Below are 18777 nucleotides of genomic sequence, written 5' to 3'. Positions count from 1 at the left end.
GCGGCTTCGCGCGGGCACGCGCCCTGCCGGGCGAGGCGCTACTTGGGCAACGGGGCCAGAAGCAGGCTCATGGTGCGCCCCTCGCTGCGCGGGAGCTGGTCCACCTTGGCAATGTCCTTCACGGCCTCGACCATGCGCTCAAGGACCATCATGCCCCGGTCCTTGTGCACGATCTCGCGGCCGCGGAAGAAGACCGTCACCTTGACCCGGTCGCCGTTCTCCAAAAACCGCCGCGTGTGCTTCAACTTGGTGTTGAAGTCGTGGTCGTCGGTCTTGGGGCGGACCTTGATCTCCTTGATCTGGACGACAGTCGTCTTCTTGCGGGCTTCCTGGGCCTTCTTCTGCTGCTGGTACTTGAAGCGCCCGAAATCCATGATCTTGCAGACCGGGGGCCGCGCGTTGGGCGACACCTCCACAAGGTCAAGGCCCGCATCCATGGCCATCTTGAGTGCGTCCGGGGTGAGCATGATACCCACCTGCTCGCCGTCGTCACCGATCACGCGCACTTCGCGCGCACGGATCTGCCGGTTACGCCGGACCTGGTTAGCTACCGAAGCTATAGCGCATTCCTCCTCGTTTGAAGGGCTCCTGGCAATCCTTGCGGATCATTTCAGCGGCTTCGGCCAAGGTCTTGAAGCCGCAATTCTCGCCGCGCAGGCGCACATTCACGCCGCCGGCCTCCACTTCCTTGTCCCCCACGACCAGGATGTAGGGGACCTTGGCCACCTGGGCCTCACGAACCTTGTAGCCCAGTTTTTCATTACGCAAATCCGCCTCGGCCCGCACCCCGCTGTCTTGCAGGGCGGCCAAGGCGGTTTCGGCAAACGCCTTCTGGTCGTCGGTCACGGTGAGTATCCGCGCCTGCACCGGCGCCAGCCAGGTGGGGAACGCCCCGGCGAACTGCTCCACGAGGATGCCGATGAAACGCTCCACGGAACCCATGATGGCGCGGTGGACCATGACGGGACGGTGCTTCTCCCCGTCCTGGCCGATGTACACCAGGTCGAAGCGTTCAGGCAAGGTGAAATCCACCTGGATCGTGGAGCACTGCCACATGCGCCCCAGGCAGTCGCGCAGCTTCACGTCGATCTTGGGTCCGTAGAACGCGCCGTCGCCCTCGTTGATGCTGTAGGGCAGGCCCATCTCGGCCATGGCGTCCATGAGCGCGCTGGTGGCGCGCTCCCAGTCCTGGTCGGAGCCGATGGACTTCTCGGGGCGGGTGCTGATCTCCATGGCGCACTCGAAGCCGAACAGGCCCATGAGATCCTGGATCCAGGCCATGACGCCCTTGATCTCGTCCAGGAGCTGGTCGGGGCGGCAGATGATGTGCGCGTCGTCCTGGGTGAACTGGCGCACGCGCAAGAGCCCGTGCAGCACCCCGGACTTCTCGTGGCGGTGCACCACGCCCAGCTCGAAGTAGCGCACCGGCAGGTCGCGGTAGCTCTTCAGGCTGGAGTTGTAGATGAGCATGTGCGCCACGCAGTTCATGGGCTTGACGCCGTAGGCCGTCTCGTCGATCTGCGTGAAGTACATGTTCTCGCGATAGTTGGCGTAGTGGCCCGAGGTCTCCCACAGCTCGCGCTTGAGCAGCTGCGGGGTGCGCACGATGCCGTAGCCCCGGCGCAGCATCTCGCGGGTCACGAAGTCTTCGAGGATGGTGCGCACCAGGGCGCCCTTGGGGTGCCAGTAGACCATGCCCGCGCCGCCTTCCTCGTGGAAGCTGAACAGGTCGAGCTGCGGGCCGAGCTTGCGGTGGTCGCGGCGCTTGGCCTCCTCGATCTGGGCCAGGTGCGCGGCCAGGGCCTTGGCGTCGGCGAACGCCGTGCCGTAGATGCGCTGGAGCATCCGGTTGTTCTCGTCGCCGCGCCAGTAGGCTCCGGCCACGGACAGCAGCTTGAAGGCCGCCACGAAGCGCGTGGAGGGCACATGCGGGCCGCGGCACAGGTCGACGAAATCGCCCTGGCCGTAGAGCGAAAAGCGCTCGCCGCCCAGGTCGTCCATGATCTCGGCCTTGTAGGTCTCGCCCATTTCATTGAAGAGAGCCACGGCCTCGGCCTTGGACACCTCGCGCCGCGCAAAGGGCTCGTCGCGGGCCACGATGGCGTGCATGCGCTCCTCGATGGCCTCCAGGTCCTCGGGGGTGAAGGGCCGCTCGAAGTCGAAATCGTAGTAGAAGCCGTTCTCGATGGCCGGACCGATGGTCACCCGCGCCTGGGGGAACAGGCCTTTCACGGCCTGGGCCATGACGTGGGCCGCGCTGTGGCGGATGATGTCCAGGCCCTGGGGCGAGGAGGCGAACACGGGGGCGAGGACGGAACAGCCCTCGGGCACGGCGGCGGTCAGGTCCAGGGTGCTCTCGCCGCAACGCGCGGCCACCACCTGCTTGAAGCGCTTCTTGGACATTCCCCGCGCCAGGGCGTCGGCACACGACTCCCCGGCCCGGGCTTCCACCGCCTCCACGGACTCCTGACCCTGCTCCTGTGCCACTTCACACCTCCCGTGCAATGCAACGGCGCGCGCCGGGCCCGGCCCCACCCGGGGCGGCCCCGCCGCACAAACAAGAAGGGGAGGCGAGCGCCTCCCTCGTTGTTGAAATAATGGTAGGCCCGAGCAGATTTGAACTGCTGACCCCTTGCGTGTCAAGCAAGTGCTCTCCCCCTGAGCTACGGGCCTACGCCACTTGGGAAGAGCACCTATAGACGCCTTCCCCACCGCTGTCAACAATCCCGATACACAATTCCCGCACATTTCCGCGCCCGGCCCGGGCGCGCCGGGAAGGCCCGCCAGCCGGGCGTTGCGCGCCGCCCGGTCGCGGTGTACACCCCCGGGCAGGAGGCCCGCCGTGAACCAAGCGCCCCTGTTCAGCGTCATCACCCCCAGCCGGGGCACCCGCCCCCGGGCCCTGGCCCTGGCCGTGGACAGCGTGGCCCGGGCCGGCGCCCAGGCCGGGCTGCCCCCCGGCGCCGTGGAGATGCTCGTCGGCTACGACGGCGTGCGCGGGCCGCGCACCGGCCCGGACGGCGCCCCGCCGCCGCCGTGGGTGCGCTTCTTCGACCTGCCCCGGGGCGGCAACTACGGCAACCCCGCGCGCCAGGCCCTGCTGCGCGCGGCCCGGGGCGCCTTCCTGCTGCTGCTGGACGACGACAACGCCCTGGCCCCCGGGGCCCTGGAGGTCTACCGGGCCGGGCTGGACCACGAGATGCAGGTGGGGCGCATCGACGTGTCGCGGGCCTTCGACAAACCGTTCCTGCCCGAGGCGCTGCCCGGGCGCGAGCTCATCCGCCCCGGCAACATCGACCCGCTGTGCCTGTGCCTGTCGCGCGAGCTGGTCGTGGTGCGCTGCGGGGGCTGGCGGCCCGAGGGCGGCTACGAGTCCGACTACCTGAACATCCTGCGCTACGCCCGCCGGGCGCGCTCGGTGCGTGTGGTCGAGGCCCTGGTGGGCGTGTACGACGCGGGCGCGGGCCTGGACGCGGGCGGGCGCAACCCCCGTCAGGCCGCCCGGGACAGCCCGCCCCGGGGCTGACCGCCCCGCGCACTGGACAATCCGCGCGGCGGGGCTTATCTGCCCCTGTGGGCGCAAGCCCCCCCACCGCCAACCCCAAGGAGAGCACGACCATGGACGATATCGACCTCACGCGCACCTGCCCCCACTGCGGCCAGCCCCTCAAGCCCTGGCTCGGCCCGCCCGAGACCATGTGGGGCGTGCTGCTGGTGTGCTACAACAACCATTGCCCGCTGTTCCAGTCCTCCAACGACTGCGTGACCGACTTCAACCCCGAGTCCAAGCTCGGCTTCCGCTACGCCGAGGACCCCGCCAACGGCTACAAGTCCTTCAACCTCGCGGCCTACTGCGGGGAGACGTTCATGGAACTGACCCGCGCCGAGGGCTGAACCCGCCCCGGCGCCCCGGCGTCCCTGCGGCCGCCCCGCCGCCCCGACCCCGGGGCCGGGGCGGCCGCAGTGCTTTTGGATATTGTTATTTTTCTCCAGGCGCGATAACGCAAAGCGACCGGGCCCCTGGCCGGGGTCGGCCCAGCGCGGACGGGTTGAGGTACCGGTTTTTTTCCGCTACACCTGTCAGGATGCGCAACGACACCCGGCGAGGACGGCCAGACCCGGCGCCAACGCGCGGTAGTGTGCCTTTTTCCAACACAATCTGGAGGTTTTCGATGAAACGCCTGCTTCTCGCCTGCCTGTGTGCGGCCATGCTCTGCGGCTTTGCCGGGGCGGCCCACGCCAAGACCCTCAAGATGGCCCTGGACGCCGACCCCGTCTCCCTGGATCCCCATGTCCAGCTTTCGGGCGGCATGCTCCAGTACTCGCACATCTGCTTCGACCCGCTGGTCCGCTGGGCCAAGGACGGCTCCTTCGAGCCCCGCCTGGCCGTCTCCTGGGAGCAGATCGATCCGCTGACCACCCGCTTCCACCTGCGCGAGGGCGTCAAGTTCCACAGCGGCAACGCCTTCACCGCCAAGGACGTGGCCTGGACCCTGGAGCGCCTGAAGCAGAGCCAGGACTACAAGTTCCTCTTCGAGCTGTTCGGCCCGGCCAAGGTCGTGGACGACCTGACCGTGGATATCGTGACCACCAAGCCCTACGGCCTGGTGCTGGCCATGGCCACCTACATCTTCCCCATGGACAGCGCCTTCTACAGCGGCATGGACGACAGCGGCCAGCCCAAGGACGCCATCGTCAAGACCGGCCCCTCCTTCGCCCTGACCAACGAGTCCGGCACCGGCCCCTTCGCCGTGACCTATCGCGAGCAGGGCGTGAAGACCGTCTTCACCCGCTTCAAGGACTACTGGGACACCAAGAGCCCCGGCAACGTCGATGAGATCGTGCTGACGCCCATCAAGGAAGAGGCCACCCGCGTGGCGGCGCTGCTCTCTGGCGACGTGGACTTCATCTCCCCCGTGCCCCCGCAGGACCTGGAGCGCGTCGGCGCCCACAAGGACGTGCAGCTGGTGACCATGTCCGGCACCCGCGTCATCACCTTCCAGCTGAACCAGAAGCGCCGCCCCGAGTTCGCCGACAAGCGCGTGCGCATGGCCGTCGAATACGCCGTGAACAACGCCGGCATCGTGGACAAGATCATGAAGGGCTTCGCCACCGTGGCCGCCCAGCAGAGCCCCGCCGGCTACGCGGGCCACAACCCCGAGCTGGCCCCGCGCTTCGACCTGGACAAGGCCAAGGCCCTCATGAAGGAAGCCGGCTACGAGAAGGGCTTCACCGTGACCATGATCGCCCCCAACAACCGCTATGTGAACGACGAGAAGATCGCCCAGGCCGTGGCGGGCATGCTGGCCAAGATCAACATCAAGGTCGAGCTGAAGACCATGCCCAAGGCCCAGTACTGGGACGAGTTCGACGCCCAGGTGGCCGACATCCAGATGATCGGCTGGCACTCGGACACCGAGGACACCGCGAACTTCTTCGAGTATCTGCTCATGTGCCCCAACAAGGAGACCGGCTCCGGCCAGTACAACAGCGGCAACTACTGCAACCCCGAGCTGGACGCCCTGGTGATCGCGGCCAACGCCGAGTTCGACACCGCCAAGCGCACCGCCATGCTCCAGCAGGCCGAAAAGATGGCCTACGACGACGCCGCCTTCGTCAACCTGCACTGGCAGAACAACTCCTGGGCGGGCCGCAAGAACCACAAGAACCTGGAGCACATCCTCAACGTCATGGACTTCCCCTACTTCGGCGACCTGGTGGTCGAGTAGGGCTTCGCGCGCCGGGGCCGGGGGTTGCCATGACGCCCAAAGCGTTGTAGTCCCCCCTGCGCCCGGACGAAGTCTCCAACGGCCCGAAAGCCTCGGCTTTCGGGCCGAACCGAGGCTTCGCCGGTGCGGCCCGGCATGCAGCCGGCCGCAAGGTTCCGGTCCACCCACACCAGCAGCAACAAGAAAAACCCTATGTTCGCCTTCATCGTCCGACGCATCGCCCAGGCGGTCATGGTGATGCTTGTCATCAGCGTCATCGGCTTCGCCATCAAGACCGCGGTGGGCGACCCCGTGCGCGATCTGGTGGGCGTGGCCGTCTCCGCCGAGGAGCGCGCCCGCCTTTCCGAGGAACTGGGCCTGAACGATCCCCTGCCCGTGCAATGGGTGCGCTTCCTGGGCGGCGCCCTGCAGGGCGACCTGGGGCAGTCCTTCTTCTTCAAGCGCCCGGCCATGGAAGTCATCCTGCGCAAGGCCCCGGCCACCCTGGAGCTCGTCCTGGCCGCCTCGGTCATCATCGTGCTGGTGTCCATTCCCGTGGGCATCTACGCGGCGGTGCGCCCGCGCGCGGCCCTCTCGCGGCTGCTCATGGGCGGCAGCGTGGTGGGCGTGTCCATCCCCGTATTCCTTACGGCCATCATGCTCATCTACGTCTTCGCCATCCACCTGGGCTGGCTGCCGTCGTACGGACGGGGGGAGACCGTGCGCCTGACATCCTGGTGGGAAACCGGCCTGCTGACCAAGGACGGGCTGCTGCACCTGGTGCTGCCGGCCATCTCGCTGTCCTCGGTCATGCTGCCGCTGTTCATCCGCCTGATCCGCGCCGAGATGAAGGAGGTCCTCGAAGCCGAGTACATGAAGTACGCCCGGGCCAAGGGCCTGCGCCCCTGGCGCATCCTGCTGGTCCACGGCTTCAAGAACACGCTCCTGCCCGTCATCACCGTGGGCGGCGTGCAGCTTGGCACCATGATCGCCTTCACCGTGCTGACCGAGACGGTCTTCCAGTGGCAGGGCATGGGCTTCATTTTCCTGGAGGCCGTGGAACGCGCCGACACCTCGCTTTTGGTGGCCTACCTCGTGTTCGTGGGCTTCATGTTCGTGGTGGTGAACACGGCGGTGGACATCATCTACGGACTGGTCAACCCCATGGTCCGCATCACGGGGAGGAAGTAGCATGGCCCTGCTGGCCCGCCTGCGCGAATCGTATCTCCTGCACAGCTTCCTGCGCGACCCCGTGGCCGTGGGCAGCTTCATCGTGGTGGTCCTGCTGGTGACGGCGGGCTTCCTGGCGCCGGTGCTGGCGCCCATGAACCCCTACGACCCGGCCCAGATCGACGTGATGGACTCCGAGCTGGCCCCGGCCTGGATCGACCAGGACAGCTCCTTCCTGCTGGGCACCGACTCCCAGGGCCGCGACATCCTGTCCACCATCCTCTACGGCACGCGCGTCTCGGTGCTCATCGGCCTTGGCGCCGTGGCCCTGCAGGCCGCCCTGGGCATCGGCATCGGGCTCATCTCCGGCTATGCGGGCGGGCGTGTCGACGCCGTGCTCATGCGCGTGGCCGACGTGCAGCTTTCCTTTTCCACCTACATGGTGGCCATCTTCCTTGGCGCCATCTTCCAGGCCACCTTCGGCGTGGGGCGCTACGAGCAGATCGCCGTGCCCTTCCTCATCGCCGTCATCGGCCTGGCCGAGTGGCCGCAGTACGCGCGCACGGTGCGCGCCTCGGTGCTGGCCGAAAAGAAGAAGGAATACGTCGAGGCCGCGCGGGTCATCGGCCTGCCCTCCGGGCGCATCATGTGGCGGCACATCCTGCCCAACACCATGACCCCGGTGATGGTCATCTCCACCGTGCAGGTGGCCAACGCCATCATGAGCGAGGCGGCCCTGTCCTTCATCGGCCTGGGCATGCCCGTGACCAAGCCCTCCCTGGGCTCGCTCATCAAGTCCGGCTTCGAGTACATCTTCTCCGGCGCGTGGTGGATCACCCTGTTCCCCGGGGTGGTGCTGGTGCTGCTCATCCTGACCATCAACCTGCTGGGCGACTGGATGCGCGACTTCCTGAACCCCAAATTGTACAAGAGCTGAGCCGTGAAGATACAGCCCCAGGACGCCACCGCCACGCCGCGGCTGCTGGAAGTCGCCGACCTCACGGTAAAATTCGCCCTGCGCAAGGGCACTCTGCCCGCCGTGTCGGGCGTGAGCTTCAACCTGGGCCCCGGCGAGCGCCTGGGCCTTGTGGGCGAATCGGGGGCGGGCAAGTCCGTCACCGGGTTCGCCATCCTGAACCTCATCGCCAAGCCCGGTTTCATCGAGTCCGGGCAGGTGCTCTTCGAGGGCCGCAACCTCACCGCCCTGCCCGAGGACAAGCTGCGCGAGGTGCGCGGCGACCGCATCAGCATGATATTCCAGGACCCGATGATGACCCTCAACCCGGTGCTCACGGTGGGCACCCAGATGATCGAGACCCTCAAGGCCCACCGCGACATCAGCGACAAGCAGGCCGAAGCCATCGCCCTGGAAAAACTGCGCAAGGTCTACATCCCCTCGCCGGAAAAGCGCCTGGCCCAGTATCCCCACGAGTTCTCCGGCGGCATGCGCCAGCGCATCGTCATCGCCATCGCCCTGCTGACCAACCCGGCGCTGATCATCGCCGACGAGCCCACCACCGCCCTGGACGTGACCATCCAGGCCGAGATCATGGACCTGCTCCTCGAGCTGTGCCGCACCGAGAACATGGGGCTCATCCTCATCACCCACGACCTGGCCGTGGTCTCGCAGGTGACGCAGAAAATCGCCGTGATGTACGCCGGGCGGATCATCGAGATGGGCCTGACCCAGGAGATCATCTCCAACCCGCTGCACCCCTACACCCAGGGGCTGATCCGCGCCCTGCCCCAGTCGGGGTCGGGCCGGGGCGCGCGCCTGGAGCAGATCCCCGGCATCATGCCCAGCCTGTACAACATCCCCAAGGGCTGCGCCTTCAACCCGCGCTGCCCCAAGAAGTGCGCCATCTGCTCCGACGAGACGCCCGCGCTGCTCTCGCGCGGGAGCGGCAGTCTGGTCGCCTGCCACTGCGTGTAGGACGGAGGATTCGGGAACGTGAACGTGGAACCAGCCAATACCGCGCCCCTGCTCGAGGTCCGCGACCTCGTCAAGCATTTCGATATCTCCGGCGGCCTGCTCGAACAGCTGACCCTGCAGGGCGGGCGCATGGTCCGCAGGCGGACGCTGGTGCGCGCCATCAACGGCGTGTCCCTGACCATCCAGCCCGGCGAGACCCTCTCCGTGGTGGGGGAGTCGGGCTGCGGCAAGTCGACCCTGGCCCGGGCCGTCATGGGCCTGTACCAGCCGACAGCCGGCCAGGTCCGCTACGGGGGCGAACGCATCGACAACCTGGACTCCCGGGCCATGATGCCCTTCCGGCGCAAGATGCAGATGGTCTTCCAGGACCCCTACGCCTCCCTGAACCCGCGCATGACCGTGCGCCAGATTCTCGAAGAGCCCCTGCGCTTCCACCACCCCGGGCACACCGAGGCCGAGGTGCGCGACAAGGTGGCCGAGGTCATGCGCCAGGTGGGCGTGCGCCCCGGCTGGGCGGACAACTACCCCCACGAGTTCTCCGGCGGCCAGCGCCAGCGCATCTCCATCGCCCGGGCGCTGATGGTCGACCCGGCCTTCGTCGTCGCCGACGAGCCCATCGCCGCCCTGGACGTGTCCATCCAGGCCCAGATCCTGAACCTGCTCATGGACGCCCAGGACCAGCGCGGCCTGACCTACCTGTTCATCAGCCACGACCTGTCCGTGGTGCGCCATATCTCCACCCGTGTGGCGGTGATGTACCTGGGCTGCCTGTGCGAGCTGGCCCCGGCGGACCCGCTGTTCGAGGCGCCGCTGCACCCCTACACCCAGGCCCTGCTGTCGGCCATTCCCCGGCTCGGCGGCAAGGCCAGCGGGCACATCCGCCTCACCGGCGACGTGCCCACGCCCATCAACCTGCCCCCCGGGTGCGTGTTCCACGGCCGTTGCCGCCAGGCCGCCCAACGCTGCCGCGAGGAGGTGCCCGCCCTGCGCGAGCACGCCCCGGGCCGCTTCGTGGCCTGCCACGCCGTGGAGGAGGGGCGCATCTGACGCCGCGAACCATCATGGACGACACAAAACTTTCCTGGCATGTCTACCTGCTCACCTGCGCCGACGGCACCCTGTACTGCGGCGTGACCAACGACCTGGAGCGCCGCCTGGCCGAGCACAACGCGGGCACCGGCGCCAAGTACACCCGCACCCGCCTGCCCGTGACCCTCACGGCCAGCGCGCCCTTCGCCGACCGTTCGGCGGCCCAGACGGCCGAGGCGGCGGTCAAGCGCCGCCCCCGCGCCCGCAAGGTGGACTTCCTGCTCGCCCTGGCCGCCGCGCCGCGCTTCGGTCAGGCCGACCCCGGGGCCGGTGCGGCCCCCGCGCCCAAGGCCAAAGCCCGGAACAAGCCCAAGGCCCCCGAAACCCCGGAGCAGCCCGCACCCGGGGCCGGAACCGGGCAACCCGCTCCCCGGGCCGCGACGGCTTCCGCCCAGGCCCCCGAATCCGGAGCCCCCGAGAGCCCCGCCGCCAAGGCCGCGCCCAAGGCCCGGACCCGTGGCCGGAAGAAGCCCGCCGACACGGCCCCCGAAGCAGCCGCAAAGGCCCCGGCGCAGCCCGCGCCCGCCCCCGGGACCCCTGAATCCGGAGCCCCCGAGGCCGCCAGCCCCGCCAAGGCCGCACCCGCGCCCAAGGCCAAGGCCAAGACCCGGAACAAGCCCAGGGCCCCCGAAGCCGAAGCCGCCGCGCCCCGGCCCGCGGCCTGCCCGCCGCCCCTCGACCTGCTGGACCGCCGCCTGGCCCCGCGCCGGACCGCGCCCGACGTGGAGCCCCTGCGCGGCAAGATCACCAAGGAAGACATCAGCCTGCTGCCCCTGGGCGCCTGGTGCGGCGACATCGTCATCGTGGACACGCCCCGCGCCGCCGAGGCCGCCGCGCGCGACATGCGTGCCGAGACCGTGCTCGGCTTCGACACCGAGAGCCGCCCGGCCTTCATGAAGGGCCGCTACTACCTGCCCTCGCTGATCCAGATGGCCACCACCGAGACCGTCTACATCTACATGCTCGGGCGCCTGGCCTTCCCCGAGAGCCTGGTGTCCATCTTCGAGGACCCGCGCATCCTCAAGACCGGGGTGGCCGTGCGCGACGACGTGAAGGACCTGCAACGCATCACGCCCTTCGCCGCCCGGGGCTTCATCGACCTGGGCGTGATCGCCCTGTACCACAAGCTCGACACCCACGGGCTGCGCAACCTGGCGGCCAAGTTCCTGGGCATCCGCATCTCCAAGGCCGCGCGGTGCACCAACTGGGCCAACCCCCGGCTGACCCCGGCCCAGATCAACTACGCCGCCACCGACGCCTGGATCAGCCGCGAGCTATTCCTGGCCATGGACCGCGAGGGGCTCATCGAACCCGCGCGCGACTACGACAACGGCAACGGCGCCGCGCAGGCCAAGGACAGCAAGAGCAGGGCCCGCGCCCGGCGCGGGGGGCGCTCCCGCCGCCGCTAAGCCCCCCCGCCACCCGCCAACCCGGGTTGGCACATGCCGCCAACCGGTTGCACGGCCAGGGGTTTCCCTTGCCCACCCCCCCGGCTGTGCTACACTGGCGAGGCCCGGCGCCCCGGCCGGGCAGGAGCCCGCATGCGCGTATCCCGTCCCCGGACCATCCAGACCAAGTTCCTCATGGGCCTTGCGGCCATCGCCCTGGGCGCGGGCCTGCTGTTCTCCTGCGGGCTCTACGTCCACCTGCGCGGCCTGCTGGAGGCCGAGGTCGCCGACAAGGCCGAGATGGTCCTGGACCAGGTGGAGGCCGTGCGCCGCTATGTGCGCGAAACCCTGCGCCCGGCCATGTACCAGGCCCTGCCCGCCCATGAGTTCATCATCGAGGCCATGAGCACCTCCTACGTCTCGCGCAAGGTCATGGAGCATACCGAGCTGTCCCCCAGCCAGCTCCAGTACCGCCGCGTGGCCGTGGGCGCGCGCAACCCGCGCTTCGAGGCCGACAACCGCGAGCTGGCGCTCATCGAGCACTTCCGCGCCAACCCCGGGGAGGACCGGGTCTCGCGCTTCGAGACCATCGAAGGCGCGGAGTACTACATCACCGCCAAGCCCGTGCGCTTCACCGCCTCGTGCATGAACTGCCACGGCGACCCCGCCGACGCGCCCCAGGTCCTGCTGGACCGCTACGGCACCGGGCGCGGCTTCGGGCACGAGCTGGACTCCATCGCCGGACTGACCTCGGTGGTCCTGCCCGTGAACAGCGCGCTCACGCGCATCCGGGGCGCGACCCTGGGGTTCGTGGTCCTCTCCTGCGCCGGGGCCCTGCTGTGCTTCGGCGTGGTCAACATCCTGTTCAACCGCGTGGTGGTCTTCAACCTGCGCCGCGTGCTCGACGTGTTCCCCCTCTACTTCAAGGAGCAGGCCCAAAGCCCCATCCTCTCGCGGCTGGACGACCTGGGCGACATGGACGAAGGCGACGAGATCGACGAGATCATGCACGCCGTGGAGGAGATGGCCAGGACCCTGTCCAGCGCCCGCCAGGAGCTGGAGCACTACGCGGGCAACCTGCGCTGCATGGTCGACGAGCGCACCAAGGACCTCTCCCTGGAGGCAATGGAGCGCAGAAGCGACGTGCTGCTCTTCGTCTCGCTGCTGGACGCCCTGAAAACGTCCCAGACACGGCGCGAACTCATCGAGACCACCCTGCCCAGCATCGGCACGCGCTACGGCGCCTCGCGCGCGGCGTTCATCTGCACCCTGTCCTCCCAGAACTTCTTCTCCTGGCCGGAGAAGGACCGCCGCCCCGACCTGCCCGCAGACTGGCGGCAGGTGCTGGCCGAGGCGCGCCCCGTCTTCACCCACGACACCGCGCTCATCCCCGTGCAGCCCTCGGACTCGGCCCTGGAGGGCTACCTGTGCCTCTACTGGGACGCCGAGGCCGAGACCGAGCCCGGCCAGATGCGCGACGTGCTCATCGCCCTGGGCCGCCAGATGGGCATCGCCATGGAGAACCTGAACGCCCTGGACACCCTGCTGCGCCACAACACCATGCTCGAATCCATCTTCGAGGGCATCGCCGACCCGCTGATGCTCATGGACGGATCGTGCAGCGTGATCATGGCCAACGAGGCCGCCCGCCAGCTCTCCATCGACACCGACGCCGACGCCGAGGACAACCCCCTGCCGCGGATGCTCGGGCTGGACCCGGCGGCCGGCGAGCGCTGCCCCCTGCGCCAGGTGCTCCAGCAGGGCCGCCCGACCTCCTACGAGGCGACCCTCTCCGGCCAGCGCTCCTTCGCCCTGAACGTCTACCCCCTGCCCGGCTCGCGGGACCGGGGCGGACGCGTGGTGGTCTACGCCCGCGAGAACACCGCCGAGAAACGGATGCTCGAAAGCATCCAGCAAAGCGAGAAGCTCGTCACCGTGGGCAAGCTCGCCGCCGGCCTGGCCCACGAGATCAACAACCCCCTGGGCATCATCCTGTGCTACGCCGAGCTGCTGCGCTCGGCCGCCGACTCGGACCAGCAGCGCGCCGACGTGGACGTGATCATCCGCCACACCAAGCGCGCCCAGCGCGTGATGCAGGACCTGCTGAACTTCGCCCGGCCGCGCGGCGGCGGCCACGGCCCGTGCGACCCCGTGAGCGTCATCGCCGTGCTGGCCGACGTGTTCTCCCTCCAGGCCCAGAAGACCGGCACCGCCCTGGACATCGCCCTGCCGCCCGACCTGCCCCTGGTGGCGACCTCCGCCGAGGCCCTGGAGCAGATCATGGGCAACCTGCTGCTCAACGCCCTGGACGCCGTGTCCCAGGACCCGGCCGCCCCCGGGCGCATCACCGTGAGCGCCAGCCACGACCCCGAAGCGGGCACCGTGACCATCACCACCGCCGACAACGGGCCGGGCATCGCCCCCGAGCACCTGCGGCGCATCTTCGACCCCTTCTTCACCACCAAGGAGGTGGGCAAGGGCACCGGGCTCGGGCTGGCCGTGACCTACGGCCTGGTCCAGCAGGCCGGGGGCACCATCGAGGCCGCCAACGGCGGCGGCGCCGTGTTCACCCTGACCCTGCCCGTGGCCCCGCCCGCCGCAGGAGACGTCTCATGACCACCCCCCAGGACACCATCCTCATCGTCGACGACCAAAGCGTCTTCGCCCAGGGCATGGCCCGCCTGCTGGACAAGGAGTTCCCCGGCGTGCGTAGCGCGGTGGCCACCAGCGGCGAGCAGGCCCTGGAGCTTTTGGCCGCCCAGCCCGTGTCGCTCATGCTCTCCGACCTGCGCATGCCCGGCATGTCGGGGCTGGAGCTGCTGGGGCGCGCGCTGGAGGCCGAGCCCGCCCTGTCGGTGGTCATGATCACCGGCTACGGCTCCATCGAATCCGCCGTGGAGGCCCTCAAGGCCGGGGCCTACGACTTCCTGACCAAACCCGTGGACCGCGAAAGCCTCGTGCGCGTGGTGGCCAAGGGCCTGGAACGCGCCCGGCTGCTGGGCGAGAACCGCCGCCTGCGCGCCCTGGTGGCCCAGGCCGGATCGCTGCAAAACCTGCTGGGCCGCTCGCAGGCCATGAACCGCCTGCGCGAAACCATCGCCGCCGTGGCCGCCAGCGACTACACCGTGCTCATCAACGGCGAGTCGGGCACGGGCAAGGAGATGGTCGCCCGGACCATCCACAACTCCTCGCCGCGCGCCGCCCGGCACCTGGTCAGCGTCAACTGCCCGGCCATCCCCGACCACCTGCTGGAGTCGGAACTCTTCGGCCACGTCAAGGGCGCCTTCACCGGGGCCGACCGCAACCGCAAGGGCCTGTTCCTGGCCGCCCACGGCGGCACCCTGCTGCTGGACGAGATCGGCGACATCCCCATGAACGTGCAGACCAAGCTGCTGCGCGTGCTCCAGGAGCGCGAGGTCCGGCCCGTGGGCGCCAACGAGAGCACCCCCGTGGACGTGCGCATCCTGGCCTCCACCAACCAGAACCTCGAAGCCAAGATGCAGGCCGGAGACTTCCGCGAAGACCTCTTCTACCGCCTGAACGTGCTGCACATCCATGTGCCGCCCCTGCGCCAGCGCGCCGACGACGTGCCCCTGCTCGCCCACCACTTCCTGACCGAGGCCTGCCGCGACATGGGCCTGCCGCCCAAGGACATCGCCCCCGAGGTGCTGGCCTTCCTGGCCGCGCGGCCCTGGCCCGGCAACGTGCGCGAACTCCAGAACTTCATGCGCCGCCTGGCCGTCTTCGCGCGCACCCCGACCGTGGACCTGGCCCTGGTCCGCCTGGCGGACAACAACGCCGGCGGCCCGGCCGACGCCGACACCGGCCTGCCGCCCTACAAGGACGCGAAATCCAAGATCCTCGACGACTTCACGCGCACCTATGTACGCCAGCTCCTGGCCATGACCGAGGGCAACATCTCCCAGGCCGCGCGCATTTCCGGGCTCGAACGCGTGTCCCTGCAAAAAATCCTGCGCCGCCTGGACATCGACGCCGAACGCTACCGCTAGCCGGCCGCGCCCCGGAGCGCGGCCGGGGCGGGCGCGGGCCGAAGCGGGCGCGGGCTTGCGGTTTTTGCACAAACGCGGGTATATGTCCCCGAGCGCGAACGGCGCGCCCTGCGGCAGAACCTCCCAACGCCAGACGACCGATGCCCGTACCCTGCTTCCGCGCCCGCCCCCGCCTTCCGCGCGCCGCCCTGGCGCTGGCGGCGCTGGCCCTGCTGGCGGCCCTGGCGGCCCTCCCGGCCCCGGCCCGGGCCCAAAGCGCCTCGCGCCAGCAGCTTTTCTCGCGGGCCCTGGATTCCTTCCAATGGGTCATGGCCGAGGAGCCGCGCGCCAACCGGCGCGACCTGTGGGCCAAGGTCCTGGAGCGCTTCGAGGCCGTGCTGCGCGCCGGAACGGACACCGACTACGCCCCCAAGTCCCTGTATTACATCGGCCGCTGCCACGAGGAACTGGCCCGGCGTTCGGGCCTGCGCTCCGACGCCGTGCGCGCGGCCGACGCCTTCCAGCGCGCGGCCAACCGCTTCCCCCCCGGGCACTCCTGGGTCGACGACTGCCTCTACCGCAAGGCCGAGGTGACCTGGCTGCGCCTGGGCGACGCGCGCGCGGCGGCGGCGGACCTGCGCGAACTGCTGGCCGCCTATCCCCGGGGCGACCAGGCCCGGGCGGCGGAAACGCTGCTGGCGCGCATCTCCGGCACGGCCAAGGCCGCCGCCCCGGCGCCCCGGCCCGCCCCCGCGCCCAAGGCCGCCGCCGCGACCCTGCCGCCGCCCTCCACAGCCCCGGCCACCGTCACCCCGAAAATCCGCGCCGCCTACGACCGCGCCACGGCCGATTTCCGCGCCCTGCGCGCCTCCAAGGGCGCCACCCCGGCCCAGCTGCGCGCCGCGTCCGCGCGGCTGCGCGAAATCTACCGCACCGTGCCGCGCGCCACGCTGGGCGCCCGCGCCGCCTACTTCGCGGGCTTCGCCAGCGAGGAGGCCGCGCGCCGCTCGGGGGCGCGCGACGACTACGCCCAGGCCGCCGAATACTACGGCCGCGCCGCCGACGCCTTCGACCGCAAGGACTCCTGGCGCGACGACGCCATCTTCCGCAAGGCCGAGATCGCCTACCGCCACCTGGGCGACGAGGACAAGGCCTACGCCGACCTGCTGCTGCTCACCGCCGAATACCCCGACGGCGACCAGGCCCAGGCCGCCCGGGCCCTGCTGCGCGAAATGGACGAGGCCCGCGCCCAGGCCCTGCCCCAGCCCGAGGGCCCCATGACCGCCCCGGCCCCCGGCCCCGCCCCGGAGGCCCAGGCATCCGACGGCTTCAGCGAGGCGGCCGGGCCCGGTGTGCTCACCGGCGTACGCTACAGCAGCGGCGACGACTTCACGCGCATCGTCCTGGACCTGACCGGCCCCGTGGGCTTCAAGCACGCCCGGCTGCCCGCCGACCCCGCCCAGGGCAAGACCCACCGCATGTACGTCGACCTGGACAAGACCTCCCTGGGCACGGACCTGAAACGCAAGGTCGAGATCCCCGGGGGCTTCCTCCAGGCCATCCGCGCCGGGCAGAACACGCCCTCCACCGCCCGCGTGGTCCTCGACTTCAAGGACGAGCAGGAATACCACGTCCTGACCCTGAACGACCCCAGCCGCATCGTCATCGACGTGTTCGCCCGCCAGTCGGTGGACCAGGACAGGAAGGACCAGCAGCGCACCGCCGCCCGCCCGGCCAGGCCCGCCCCCGACGACACGCGCACCCCCGGCCGGAAGGAAGCCACCACGGCCCACGACGTGCTGGCCCAGCTGGGCATGACCGTGCGCACCGTGATGATCGACGCCGGGCACGGCGGCCGCGACCCCGGCGCCCTGCAATACGTCACCACCAAAGACAAGAAGGGCCGCGCCCAGAAGACCATCCGCACCAGGGAAAAGGACATCACCCTGCGCGCCGCGCGCATCCTGGGCAAGACCCTCAAGGAGCGCGGCTACCAGGTTCTCTACACGCGCACCGACGACACCAAGATCCAGCTGGAAGACCGCGTGCTGGCCGCCAACATCAAGAAGGCCGACCTGTTCATCTCCCTGCACTGCAACGCCAACAACTCCAGTTCCGTGCGCGGCTTCGAGACGTACTACCTGGGCAAGGCGCGCAACGATATCGTCCTGCGCCTGGCCGCCAAGGAAAACAACGTCGACCCCGTCAAGATCAGCGACACCCAGAAGATCGTCATGGACCTCGTGCACAGCTTCAAGATCGAGGAATCGAAGGTCCTGGCCCAGCACGTCCAGAAGAACTGCGTGCGGCTGCTGAGCTCCAAATACAAGGGCATCGTGGACCACGGCGCCCGCAGCGCGCCGTTCTTCGTGCTCATCGGGGCCAAGATGCCCGCCGTGCTGGTGGAGATCGGCTACATCACCCACCCCGCCGAGGCCGACCTGCTGCGCTCCGACGCCTACCTCCAGCGCGTGGCCGACGGCATCACCGCAGGCATCGACTCCTACCGCCAGGAACTCCAGAGCGGCAGGCTGTAGCGATCAAAATTCCGACATAGGGTGCAGAAAGCAGGCGGCTATGCCTACCGCTGCTTTTATCAAGACGCATCAACTACGGATAGCGCCTAAAAATTGTATCCGCATACCATCGCTAAGCACGTTGACTTTTTGCAACAGGGACTCTATAAGTCTTGCTTCCCATTTACTTGCGGCAGACAAACGAGCGTCGCAAAAATGAGCATGTGAATTTCTACTCTTCTACAATTCTAAACGGAGCAAGGCGATGCGCAAACTTTTTTTGATTGCAGTAGCTGTCTTCTTCATTTCAGGGTGTGCGACGAAATCAAACGTTTATCAACCTAAAGACGCAACATACCTGCCAAGTGATACAAGGTTCAAAGTCGAAAATTCCATAGATGCAAGCGGATTTTCTTTCTCCGAAAAAGAAGAAGCCTTCTCTCTTTCAGAAGCTATGCACGGATCTATGAATGCTGCTCTTGCCAGTGAAGGGCTGCTCTCTGATTCAGGAACCTACACCGTCACAACAAAAATAAACAAATATGAGCCTGGAAATGCATTCACAAGGTGGCTGATCCCCGGGGCTGGGGCAACGAAGCTGAGCACTGAAACTGTAGTATTAGACAAATACAACGCAGAAATAGCACGAATTCCAGTTGAACGATCCATCGCCTTCGGTGGTGGATTTACAATTGGAGCATATAAATATGTATTCGATGAGGTTGCAAAAGAGACAGTTCGCGTCATGAAATCAAAATTAATTCACCCAACAGAATAAGAGCTATCTTCCCCCCCTCTGGATTACAGCAAAGTCAGCACACCAAACTGCAAACAAGCAACACAAAGTGGCCCGACTCCTTTTTGACGGAGCCGGGCCAATCTCTTTGACGTTTTGCAATCTTGCCGACCGAACACAAAACCAATTCCCGGCGGCCTATGCCTGCTGCTGCTCGGCGCGGGCCAGGGTGGTAGCGGCTTCCTGGT

Annotated in this window: 14 protein-coding genes and 1 tRNA gene; 12 read left to right on the top strand and 3 right to left on the bottom strand. The window is 68.3% G+C overall.

The genetic code is table 11. From position 1 onward, the window contains the following. Positions 1–38: 38 nt before the first annotated feature. The 3 genes from infC to M0P34_RS00945 form a co-directional block, all read right to left on the bottom strand. Complete coding sequence (gene infC, locus M0P34_RS00955) at positions 39–560, bottom strand: translation initiation factor IF-3 (RefSeq protein ID WP_291495420.1); 522 nt, start codon at positions 558–560, stop codon at positions 39–41. Beyond that, positions 544–2487 (bottom strand): threonine--tRNA ligase, encoded by a 1944-nt coding sequence (gene thrS, locus M0P34_RS00950; RefSeq protein ID WP_291495386.1) that lies wholly within the window; start codon positions 2485–2487, stop codon positions 544–546. The genes infC and thrS overlap by 17 nt, the downstream gene beginning before the upstream one ends. 111 nt (positions 2488–2598) lie before the next feature. Further along, positions 2599–2673, bottom strand: a tRNA-Val gene (locus M0P34_RS00945). A gap of 169 nt (positions 2674–2842) precedes the next feature. On the opposite strand from M0P34_RS00945, the gene M0P34_RS00940 reads away from it, so the two are divergent. The 12 genes from M0P34_RS00940 (at position 2843) to M0P34_RS00880 (ending at position 18571) form a co-directional block, all read left to right on the top strand. Next, positions 2843–3526 carry a glycosyl transferase family 2 gene (locus M0P34_RS00940; protein ID WP_291495384.1) on the top strand — a complete coding sequence of 228 codons (684 nt, stop codon included), beginning with the start codon at positions 2843–2845 and terminating at the stop codon, positions 3524–3526. 92 nt (positions 3527–3618) lie between these two features. After that, the gene (locus M0P34_RS00935) at positions 3619–3894 is read left to right on the top strand and encodes a hypothetical protein (RefSeq protein WP_291495382.1); all 276 of its coding nucleotides are present in this window, start codon (positions 3619–3621) and stop codon (positions 3892–3894) included. Positions 3895–4172: 278 nt separating this feature from the next. After that, the gene (locus tag M0P34_RS00930; protein WP_291495380.1) at positions 4173–5729 is read left to right on the top strand and encodes an ABC transporter substrate-binding protein; all 1557 of its coding nucleotides are present in this window, start codon (positions 4173–4175) and stop codon (positions 5727–5729) included. Between the two features lie 192 nt (positions 5730–5921). Then, positions 5922–6899 (top strand): ABC transporter permease, encoded by a 978-nt coding sequence (locus M0P34_RS00925; RefSeq protein WP_291495378.1) that lies wholly within the window; start codon positions 5922–5924, stop codon positions 6897–6899. A gap of 1 nt (position 6900) precedes the next feature. Further along, positions 6901–7815 carry an ABC transporter permease gene (locus M0P34_RS00920; protein WP_291495376.1) on the top strand — a complete coding sequence of 305 codons (915 nt, stop codon included), beginning with the start codon at positions 6901–6903 and terminating at the stop codon, positions 7813–7815. Positions 7816–7818: 3 nt separating this feature from the next. Further along, positions 7819–8811, top strand: coding sequence for an ABC transporter ATP-binding protein (locus M0P34_RS00915; RefSeq protein WP_291495374.1), 993 nt, complete (start codon positions 7819–7821; stop codon positions 8809–8811). Positions 8812–8829: 18 nt separating this feature from the next. Next, the gene (locus tag M0P34_RS00910) at positions 8830–9858 is read left to right on the top strand and encodes a dipeptide ABC transporter ATP-binding protein (RefSeq protein WP_291495373.1); all 1029 of its coding nucleotides are present in this window, start codon (positions 8830–8832) and stop codon (positions 9856–9858) included. 14 nt (positions 9859–9872) lie between these two features. After that, the gene (locus M0P34_RS14850; RefSeq protein ID WP_366061725.1) at positions 9873–11309 is read left to right on the top strand and encodes a GIY-YIG nuclease family protein; all 1437 of its coding nucleotides are present in this window, start codon (positions 9873–9875) and stop codon (positions 11307–11309) included. Between the two features lie 132 nt (positions 11310–11441). Next, on the top strand, positions 11442–13904 hold the full coding sequence (locus M0P34_RS00895; protein WP_291495371.1) for a DUF3365 domain-containing protein: 2463 nt from the start codon (positions 11442–11444) through the stop codon (positions 13902–13904). Then, a complete protein-coding gene (locus tag M0P34_RS00890) occupies positions 13901–15298 on the top strand; it encodes a sigma-54 dependent transcriptional regulator (RefSeq protein ID WP_291495369.1) in 1398 nt (465 codons plus the stop codon). The genes M0P34_RS00895 and M0P34_RS00890 overlap by 4 nt, the downstream gene beginning before the upstream one ends. A 140-nt stretch (positions 15299–15438) precedes the next feature. Continuing rightward, entirely contained in the window at positions 15439–17814 is a 2376-nt protein-coding gene (locus tag M0P34_RS00885) for an N-acetylmuramoyl-L-alanine amidase (RefSeq protein WP_291495367.1), read from the top strand. 244 nt (positions 17815–18058) lie between these two features. Then, entirely contained in the window at positions 18059–18571 is a 513-nt protein-coding gene (locus tag M0P34_RS00880) for a DUF4410 domain-containing protein (protein ID WP_291495365.1), read from the top strand. Positions 18572–18777 lie beyond the last annotated feature (206 nt).

The organism is Desulfocurvus sp., assembly GCF_023230885.1.
Lineage (GTDB): Bacteria > Desulfobacterota > Desulfovibrionia > Desulfovibrionales > Desulfovibrionaceae > Desulfocurvus.
This window is presented reverse-complemented; position numbering and strand designations above follow the sequence as displayed.